Origin of the sequence: Sinorhizobium saheli, from assembly GCF_001651875.1 — a bacterium.
Lineage (GTDB): Bacteria > Pseudomonadota > Alphaproteobacteria > Rhizobiales > Rhizobiaceae > Sinorhizobium > Sinorhizobium saheli.
The window spans coordinates 86,591-95,662 of the sequence record NZ_LNQB01000062.1; the positions used below are offsets into that span (position 1 = coordinate 86,591).

Here is a 9,072-nt window from a genome sequence, read left to right on the forward strand (position 1 = left end):
GAATCGTCCTTATGAATAAAGGTTGCTGGCGCGCGCCCACGCATAGGTGTCATCGAGCGCCTTCTCCGAGCGGTCGAACATGTCGTTGATTTGCGCTTCCGTGATGATCAGGGGTGGGCAAAGAGAATAGTTGTCGCCGATGGCGCGCGTGACGACGCCGTGCGCCTGCGCGCGTTTGCCGGCGTGCATCGCGACGCCGTCCGTCGGCTTGAAGGGCTCCTTGGTTTCCTTGTTGCGGACAAGCTCAAGCGTACCGATCAAGCCGCGTCCGCGCGCGCTTCCGACGAGTGGATGTTCTCCGAGCGCGTGAAGTCTTCGTTGAAAGAGCGGCGCGACATTCCGGACGTGCCCTACGATGTCTCTTTCCTCGTAGATTTTCAGGGTCTCAAGGGCCACTGCAGTGGCGACCGGGTGCCCGCTATAGGTGAAGCCGTGCCCGAAGATACCGATCTTTTCACTTTCGGCGACGATGGCCGCGTGGACTTTCTCGTTAATCATCAGCGCGGAAATCGGCTGGTAAGCCGCCGACAGTTGCTTGGCCATGGAAATCATGTCGGGCTGCATGCCGAAGCTCTCGGATCCGAACATCGTGCCAAGCCGGCCGAAGCCGCAGATCACCTCGTCGGCAATCAGCAAGATATCGTACTTCCTGAGTACAGCCTGGATCTTGTCGTAATAGGTTGGCGGCGGGACGATGCAGCCGCCTGATGCCATCAGTGGCTCGGCGAAGAAGGCGCCGATCGTGTCAGGCCCCTCGGCAAGTATCAGATTTTCGAGCGATACGGCGCAACGGGTCGCGAATTCCTCCTCGGTCTCGCCAGAAAGACCATAGCGATAATATTCGGGACAATCGGTATGAAGCACCCCGTCGATCGGCAGGTCGAAATCGCGATGATTGTTTGGCAATCCGGTGAGACTTGCGGAGGCGATCGTCACACCATGATAAGCACGCCAACGGGAGATGACTTTCTTCTTTTCCGGTTTGCCGATCGCGTTGTGGTAGTACCAGACGAGTTTCAGCGCCGTGTCGTTGGCTTCCGAGCCCGAATTGGCAAAGAACACTTTCGACATCGGGACCGGAGCAAGGCGGATCAGCCGTTCGGCAAGTTCGATTGCCGTCTCGTGCGATTTTCCACCAAAGCTGTGATAGAAGGGCAATTCCTGCATTTGCCGCATGGCGGCGTCGACGAGTCGTTGTTCGCTGAAGCCCAGCGACGCGCAAAACAGGCCACCGAGTCCCTCGATATACTTGTTACCGTCGCTGTCGATGACGTGGATCCCTTCTCCCCTGGAAATCACAAGCGGACCGTCCTGCAAATGCTGGGACGCATTCGTATAGGGATGAAGGATAAACGCCGCGTCGCGCGCTTCCAGGGAATTGAGAAGAATGGTCACGATAGCTCTCCGGTGGTGATCTAGGCGTGTTGAAAAACTCGCAACAGTTCGATGCAGCCGCCGAACCTGTCGAGCGTCCGACGGCTGTCTGTCTTGCGGACCAGATGGTGGGCTACCGGCCGATTATTCGAGGTCGACCTTCATCCACTTTTTTGCAAGCGTGTTGATCGTCCCATCAGACTTCGCCGCGCGGATCGCCTCATCGAGCATGGCCTTGAGTTCGGTGTCGTCCTTGCGAAGGCCGGCAGCGATACCTTGGCCGAATACCCCCCCGGTGAAGGTCGGCCCGGCAATGGTGTAGTCCTTGAAGTCCTCCTTCGAGAGCGTCGCGGTGAGCGATGTCGTCTGCGCTATGACGGCATCGATGCGACCCGCCTGCAGATCGAGGTCGTGTTGCTCGACGGTCTTGTATTCGCGCGGTTCGACGACGTCCTTGAAATAGGTGTCAAGGAACGCGACGTTTGCCGTGGAGACCTGCGCGCCGACCGCCTTGCCGTTCAGAGCGTCGCGAAGAGGCTGCAACTCCTGCTCGACCTTCGCTTTGTCGCCCGCAAGATCGACGGTCGTTCCGGTACCAGGGAGATTTGCGAGCGGGCCCGACATTTCAACCATGAAGGCTGCGGCGGTTGGAGCGTAGGGTTCGCTAAAGGAGATGACGGCAAGGCGCTTCTCCGTGACGATCATCGATGCCATGATGACATCGAACTTCTTGGCGATCAGAGACGGGATGAGCCCGTCCCAGTCCTGCGCGACAATGTTGCATTTGATCTTCATGCGGGCGCAGAGATCATTGGCGAGATCGACCTCAAAACCAGCAAGCTTCCCGTCGGGTCCTGTGAAATTCCACGGCTCATAGGCGCCTTCGGTGGCAATGGTGATTTCGGTTGGCCTGTTCTGGGCGTGGGCGCTGCCCGCAACGGCGGCCAGAATCGTGCCGGCGAGTGCAAGTTCGATTGTCCTCATTTTCATTCCCCTTCTTGGTTTGGCGCTCACAATCGAGCGCCCTTGCTTTTGATTAGCGTGGTCTCTCGATCTGCCCGGACGCGCGGATCGTTATCGCCTCTGCGGCCAGGCAGAGGATTTCGAACAAAACCTGTGCGGCGATCTGCGCCGTATTCGTGGTCGGATCGTACTGCGGCGCGACCTCGACGACGTCGCCACCGACGATGTCGAGACCGGAAAGGCCGCGAAGGATGCCGAGCGCCTGTGCGGAGGTGAGCCCGCCCACTTCCGGTGTTCCCGTGCCTGCCGCGAATGCCGGGTCCAGGGCGTCCACGTCAAAGCTGACGTAGGTCGGTCCGTCACCCGCTACCGCGCGGGCCTTTTCGATCACCTGTTTGATGCCGAGTTCCTCAACCTCCTCGGCGTGAATGACGGTCATTCCAGACGCGTAGGAAAACTCCCAAAAATATTCGGAATTGCCGCGAATACCGATCTGTATCGTTCGGCGGGGATCCAGCACGCCGTCAAGCACGGCTTGCCGGAACGGACCGCCATGATGAAACTTGCAGCCCTCAAACGAGCCGCTCGTATCGCAATGGGCATCGATGTGGATCATGCCCACCGGACGATCGCGACCGACGGCGCGAAGCAGCGGCAGTCCTATGGAGTGATCACCGCCAACCGAGAGTGGCACAACGCCTGCGTCGACCAGGCCGCGAACATACCCCTCTATGTCCTCGTGCGAACTAACGAGGTCGAATCGGCTCCGAAAGGGCACGTCCCCCACGTCCGCGACACGGACGTGCGCAGCGGGGACCGCCCGCAACACGTGATCATACGGCCCTACTCTCTCGACGTTGCGAACGGCGCGAGGACCGAAGCGCGCACCGGGGCGGTTCGTCACGCCCAGATCCAACGGGATGCCGAGAAGCGCTACATCGATATCTGCAAAGTGGGGCGAAGCATCTTGCCGAAAAGGGGCTTTCAGCAATGTCGGGACGCCGCAATAGGGGGCCTGGCGGCTATCGCCTTCGCCGAAGACCTGGTCCGCGACCTTGCGAAACTCTGGATCGAAGATGTCAGCCCCGGAGGCGTTCCCATACCGGGCGCGGAGTTCCTCAAGGCTTAAGATCTCAGGCATGCAAGGTCCTCCATCCGCCCCATCCCCCTGGCTCTCGCCGATTCCGCTTTTCGCTAAAATCCAATTGAATGCTGTGGGCAATGTTGTATACATATCGGTATGCCGGTTGATCTGGCAAGAGGAAAAACGATATCTGTTCTTCGCAGTAGTCTGGCTTTGGGTCGTGGACGATAAAAGGGGACTGGTTTGACACTCACCAAAAACGAGCCGCGCGCCACGCTGCGTGAAACGACATATGCGCGACTGAAGGATTTGATCCTCACCGGGCAGCTGCGGCCTTCCGAGCGACTCTCCGAAAACGCTCTTGCAAAGAGGCTTGGAGTAAGCCGCACGCCCCTCCGCGAAGCATTGATGAAGCTTGAAGAGGAAGGCTTGGTCGTCGGCCAGAGAAACCTCGGCTACACGGTTTCGGACTTGGATATCACCGCGTTCTGCAACCTTCTGGTCGTCAGGGAGGCGCTTGATGTCTGTGCGGCCCGGCTCGCCTGCGTCACGGCGACGGAAGAAGACCTCGACAGGCTCCGCGGCGTTATCGCGCAGATGGTCGAACTCAAGGACAGCGCGAACGACACGCCTTCCGATGCGGCGCGAAACCTTGACCTCGGTCTCTACATCCACCGGGTCATTCTGGAGGCGGCGCGGAACGATGCGCTCACTCGCTTGACCGAGCAGGTCTATCAACAGCTGCGGCTGGCACTCTGGCTCGAGGTTCTATGGGTGGATCTCGAACACACCGATCTGGATGAGCACCGCGCCATTGCCGATGCCATCTGCGCGCGCGACCCCGAGGCGGCCGAAGCGGCTGCGCGGGCGCATGTTCAGAGCTCACTGAAGAACATGTCGAAACTGCAGCGCATTTGGGCGCACCGACGGGCTATGGATTAATCTGCCCGGCGCAGAGGGACCAGGACACGCATGGAACTCATCGACAGGTATTTGGCGCTCGTCGGCTTCGGCGAGGCCGGTTGGGGCGCATTGCTCCTCAGTGCATCGGCCATGACCCTCGCGGTCTCAGTCTGCGGCTTCCTGACAGGTACGATCCTGGGATCGGTCGTCACGTTCATGAAGCTGTCGCGGTACATCGTGCTCCGCTGGCTGGCGGATGGTTACACGACCGTCCTGCGTGGTGTGCCCGATCTGCTTGTCATCTACCTGTTCTATTTTGGCGGCAGTGCATTTCTGGGGTCCCTCGGCGGCCTCTTTGGCTATGAAGGCTTCATTGGCATGCCGGCCTTCCTCACGGGCACATTGGCGCTCGGCGTGGTTTCCGCTGCATATCAATCCGAAGTGTTTCGCGGTGCCTTCAAGTCGGTCGCCGGCGGCGAGCTCGAGGCGGCGAGTGCGGTCGGAATGCGGCCCTGGCCGAAGTTTCGCCGCATCGTCGCACCCCTGGTGCTGCGCTACGCTATTCCCGGATTGGGCAATACCTGGCAGCTCGTGCTGAAGGAGTCGTCGCTGATTTCCATCACCGGCCTCGTCGAACTTCTGCGGCAATCTCAGATCGCGGCCGGTTCGACGCGGCGCCCGTTCGAGTTCTACTTAACTGCCATCCTCCTTTATCTCGTCATCACCTGGGCATCGTCGATCGCCTTACGCCATTTGGAAGCGAGGACCATGCGCGGCACCCGGAGTTCCCTGTGATGGACATTGCATTCATGTGGGAGACTTTTCTCATCCTCCTGACGGGCTTGCCGCTCACACTGGAGCTCGCAGTGACGTCCATTTTTGCCGGCGGCATCCTTGCGTTTTTTCTCTCGCTTCTTGCGGTGGTCGGAGGGCCGATCGGCCGTGGTTTCACCCGAGGCTACGTCTTCGTCTTTCGAGGGTCGCCGCTGCTCGTGCAGATGTTCCTCATTTATTATGGTCTCGGGCAATTCCGACCGTTGCTGCAGGACCTTGGCCTTTGGGCGATCTTTCGCGAGCCCTATTGGTGTGCAGTGATCGCACTGACGCTGAACACGGCGGCCTATACGAGCGAGATCTTCCGCGGAGGCTTAAAGGCAGTTTCACTTCAACAGGTTGAGGCAGCGCGTGCGTGCGGCATGTCGGGCCTGCTGCTGTTCCGGCGCATTGTTTTGCCAATCGCCATCCGGCATGCACTTCCAGCCTATGGCAACGAAATCATCTTGATGCTCAAGGCAACCGCGCTGGCGTCGGTCATCACCATCATGGAAGTCACCGGTCTTGCGGGGAAGCTGATTGCCGACAGCTTCCGAGCCTTTGAGGTCTTCATCGTCGCCGGTGCGATCTATCTTGCGATCACCTTCCTCGTCACGCGTTTGATGATGATCGTTGAATTCTGGCTCTCGCCCCATCTCCGCATGAGGCCACCAAACTTGGCATAAACGGGAGTATGCATGTCTGACAGGGGAACGTTTCTCACGGCTGACAATAAGAATAGCACGGCCGCCGTCTCGGTGAAGGACCTCCGCAAACGCTTTGGTCCGCTTGAAGTTTTGAAGGGAGTCTCTCTCGAAGCCCAGGAAGGAGAGGTGATCTCGATCCTCGGCTCCTCCGGATCCGGAAAGTCGACGATGTTGAGGTGCATCAATATGCTCGAAGTGCCCGACAGCGGTGAAGTTTGTATCGCCGGTGAAATGTTTCGGCTGAAAAAGGGACGATACAAAACCGAGCCGGCCGATCGGCGGCAGGTTGACCGCCTTCGCGAACACATTGGAATGGTATTCCAGAGTTTCAATCTGTGGTCGCATATGACGATCCTTGAGAACGTGATCGAAGCACCCGTACACGTGCAAAAGCGCAATCGCGCCGAATGCATTGAAGAGGCGGAGGCTTTGCTCGAGCGGGTCGGTATCGGCGACAAACGCAATTTCTACCCGGGACACCTGTCTGGGGGGCAGCAGCAACGGGCCGCAATCGCGCGTGCGCTAGCACAACGCCCCAAGGTCATGCTCTTCGATGAGCCGACATCCGCACTCGATCCGGAGCTTGTCGGCGAAGTGCTGAAGGTAATGCGTTCACTCGCCGAAGAGGGCCGAACTATGCTCGTGGTCACCCACGAGATGGCGTTCGCTCGCGACGTGTCCAGTAGGGTTGTGTTTCTGCACAAGGGTGTTGTCGAGGAAGAGGGGCATCCTGCCGAGGTTTTTAGAAATCCAAAGTCGGAGCGCTTTAGGCAGTTTCTGTCGAATGAGCGGTAGTCTCGGAGCTCACAATGTGCCCTTATGAGCTGTCGCCACCTTGCTTACGCTCCGCGAAGTATCGGCGACTATGCGTGGCGAGGCGCAGCGAGATATCGTGGCTGTCCTTTTTGGAGTAGGACCTTGCGCACTAAGGACGCTCCGCAGAACAAGTGCTACGGGCGTCGTGGCTTGATTGTGTAGTTCCATTCGGGATGGAAGGGATCACCGGTGATGTCGAGGGTGGCCATCTCGGCGTTGGTGATCTTGATGCCCTTTTGATAGGTGCGGGGGTCGAGCACGCACTCGACCTTGAGGCCGGACTTTGTGGTTGTCGCGCCGATCAGTTCGACCACCGCGACCCGATCCGTCAGCGGCCGGCCGCGCCAGTTCTGCGTGATGTGACAGAACAGGCGGTGCTCTATTCTATTCCATTTGGAGGTGCCCGGCGGATAGTGGTGGGCATGCAAGGTCAACCCGGTCTCGTCGGCGAGCCCCTGCAACTCGACCTTCCACAGCCTCACACGTGCGCCGTGGGAGCCGCCGCAATCGGCTGTGATCGTCAGCTCGCTGGCCTGTGGATAGCGTTCCCGTCCCATGCGTTCGCGCCAGCAGCGGATTGCCTGCACCGCAAATTCGGCCGTGTCGCTGGTGATGCCCAGGCTGACGAAGCCGGTGTCGGCCGCCACGTCATAGACGCCGTAGGGCACAACCTTGCCCAGTTTTTTGTCCTCAAAGTCGTGCACGCTCACACGACAAGGATCACCCTTGGGCCGGTAATCGGAGCCGGCGTTCTTGAAGTTGCCGACCAGTTCCTTCTTCTTGGTGTCGACGGAGATGACCGGCTGCCCCGCGGCCTGCGCGGCAAGCACCTTGGCGTTGATGTGCTCAAACGGCGCATTGCGATTCGGATGCCGCGAACCCTCCTCGGCCTTGCGGTTGTGCTGGCGCGAGAAACCGAGCTTCACAAGTTCCTTGGCGACCGTGTCGGCGCTGATCGGATGACCCATCGCCCAGAGCGTCGGAGAGCTTGTCCATGCTCTTCGACACCCACAGCAGCGGCCGCTCCGGGTCGCCCAGCGTCACCGGATCAACGAGCCGCTGCAGCGCGCCAACCAGCCCGGCATCGCTTTCGCTCACGGCCTTGCGCCCGCCACCGGCGCGGCGAACCTGCCCGCGCGGCAACGGCGCGGCATCCAGGTCGTCCTCGCCACGATTGATCGTAGAACGCGCCAGACCGGTGATCCGCGAGACCAACGCCCACTACGGCCGGTGTGCGTACCTCGGCGGCCGCAAACAAGCGACGCCCGCGCTCGTCCAGCTTGCTCCCAACCATTTCCCAGCGATACCGGATGGCGTCCGCGTCGATCATCCAATAGACCTACGCCCGTTTGACCCCTTGAGGAATCCCCCAAAGCTGAGTCACTCTGACGCACGCGATTCATTTATTGTTCGGAGCGTCCTAAGCACGGGCGAGACGGCGAGGATCGACCCCACTACCGGGTCTATGGGTGTCCGAGTCGAGATTCTGATCCGAGGCGTCGACAAAGGACCCCCTCGAAGGCCAGATCAGCCCCCGGCCGTCACCGCAATGTGGCGTCGGCACAGACGCGACGCCAAAGCAATTATTGCTGAATCATGTGTGTCTCCTTTTCGCACCCATTCCTGTCCTGCCGGACTTCGCGGGCGAATGGCCGCTTAGGGTCGAAGGGAGCCGTTCTTCTCGAGCCCTGTGCACGGCTTGTTGCGAAGATGTTCACGTTCTGTGAGTTCATGCCGAACTGCGACTTGCGCGTGTGACGCTAGCCGACACGTCGCATTTGCGCGAGTAGTTTCTTACGAAAGACTTCCGCCGGCGTTCGGTAGCCGAGGCACTTCCGCGGTGTCGAGTTGAGCCGATCGCAGATGTCCTTCAGCTCGACGTGTGGAGCGATGTTCTCGAACGCCGCATCCACATTGTCATGCTCAAAATACAACAACAGATTTCGCCGCCCATAGGGCTCTTTCGAAAGAGAGGCTTGCCGCCAGACAGTCTGTTCAAGCGCCACTCCATCGTGGATGGCAAAGCCGGATTCAAAAAGGACGAAGCTCCCGAAATCCTCCAACACCTTCAGACCAAGCCTGTTTTGGTAAAATTCCCTTGAGCGATCGATGTCGCGGACGAACGGTATAGGGTTGATAAAACGCATTGAATTGAATCCGTGAAGTAGCGCGGTGGATTCTGCGCGACAGCGCTGGCAGAAAAGAAAACATCATTGATGCTCCCGTCCACGACCCTCTAGGCAAGCGGGCAACGACAGGGCCGTGTCCGGCCACAAACACGTCGCCTGATCGACGCGACGCTGATGCATGTCGACGAGATCAAGCGCAACAAAGTTTTCATCGAGCTGTCATCGCTGATTCACGACGCTGTCACGCCCGGCCTCTACGCGCTTCAGAACCGAAACCGGCTCA

The 9,072-nt window shown here is 59.5% G+C and carries 7 protein-coding genes and 3 pseudogenes; 4 read left to right on the plus strand and 6 right to left on the minus strand.

What is annotated here, in order from left to right; translation table 11 throughout:
- Positions 1-9 precede the first annotated feature (9 nt).
- The 3 genes from ATB98_RS06780 to speB form a co-directional block, all read right to left on the minus strand.
- Positions 10-1,395, minus strand: coding sequence for an aspartate aminotransferase family protein (locus tag ATB98_RS06780; RefSeq protein WP_066870933.1), 1,386 nt, complete (start codon positions 1,393-1,395; stop codon positions 10-12).
- A 123-nt stretch (positions 1,396-1,518) separates the two neighbouring features.
- Positions 1,519-2,358 carry a transporter substrate-binding domain-containing protein gene (locus tag ATB98_RS06785; protein WP_066870936.1) on the minus strand — a complete coding sequence of 280 codons (840 nt, stop codon included), beginning with the start codon at positions 2,356-2,358 and terminating at the stop codon, positions 1,519-1,521.
- A 52-nt stretch (positions 2,359-2,410) separates the two neighbouring features.
- Positions 2,411-3,478 carry an agmatinase gene (gene speB / locus ATB98_RS06790; RefSeq protein WP_066870939.1) on the minus strand — a complete coding sequence of 356 codons (1,068 nt, stop codon included), beginning with the start codon at positions 3,476-3,478 and terminating at the stop codon, positions 2,411-2,413.
- A 186-nt stretch (positions 3,479-3,664) separates the two neighbouring features.
- Here speB and ATB98_RS06795 point away from each other — a divergent pair, with 186 nt between their 5' ends.
- Genes ATB98_RS06795 through ATB98_RS06810 form a run of 4 tightly spaced genes read left to right on the plus strand, consistent with a single transcriptional unit; the run spans position 3,665 to position 6,639 of the window.
- Positions 3,665-4,363 (plus strand): GntR family transcriptional regulator, encoded by a 699-nt coding sequence (locus ATB98_RS06795; protein WP_066870942.1) that lies wholly within the window; start codon positions 3,665-3,667, stop codon positions 4,361-4,363.
- A gap of 30 nt (positions 4,364-4,393) precedes the next feature.
- Positions 4,394-5,119: an ABC transporter permease gene (locus tag ATB98_RS06800; protein ID WP_066870945.1), complete on the plus strand. Its 726-nt coding sequence runs from the start codon at positions 4,394-4,396 to the stop codon at positions 5,117-5,119.
- On the plus strand, positions 5,119-5,823 hold the full coding sequence (locus ATB98_RS06805; protein WP_066870948.1) for an ABC transporter permease: 705 nt from the start codon (positions 5,119-5,121) through the stop codon (positions 5,821-5,823). The genes ATB98_RS06800 and ATB98_RS06805 overlap by 1 nt, the downstream gene beginning before the upstream one ends.
- Before the next feature lie 12 nt (positions 5,824-5,835).
- On the plus strand, positions 5,836-6,639 hold the full coding sequence (locus ATB98_RS06810) for an ABC transporter ATP-binding protein (protein ID WP_066870950.1): 804 nt from the start codon (positions 5,836-5,838) through the stop codon (positions 6,637-6,639).
- Positions 6,640-6,794: 155 nt separating this feature from the next.
- On the opposite strand, the pseudogene ATB98_RS06815 reads toward ATB98_RS06810, so the two are convergent.
- From ATB98_RS06815 to ATB98_RS06820, 3 pseudogenes are all read right to left on the minus strand, one after another.
- Positions 6,795-7,990 (minus strand): annotated as a pseudogene (locus ATB98_RS06815) (ISAzo13 family transposase).
- Positions 7,991-8,420: 430 nt separating this feature from the next.
- Positions 8,421-8,534: pseudogene (locus ATB98_RS29920) on the minus strand (IS30 family transposase); the annotation flags it as partial.
- A pseudogene (locus ATB98_RS06820) lies at positions 8,532-8,807 on the minus strand (VOC family protein); the annotation flags it as partial. The pseudogenes ATB98_RS06820 and ATB98_RS29920, both read right to left, overlap by 3 nt.
- Between the last annotated feature and the right edge of the window lie 265 nt (positions 8,808-9,072).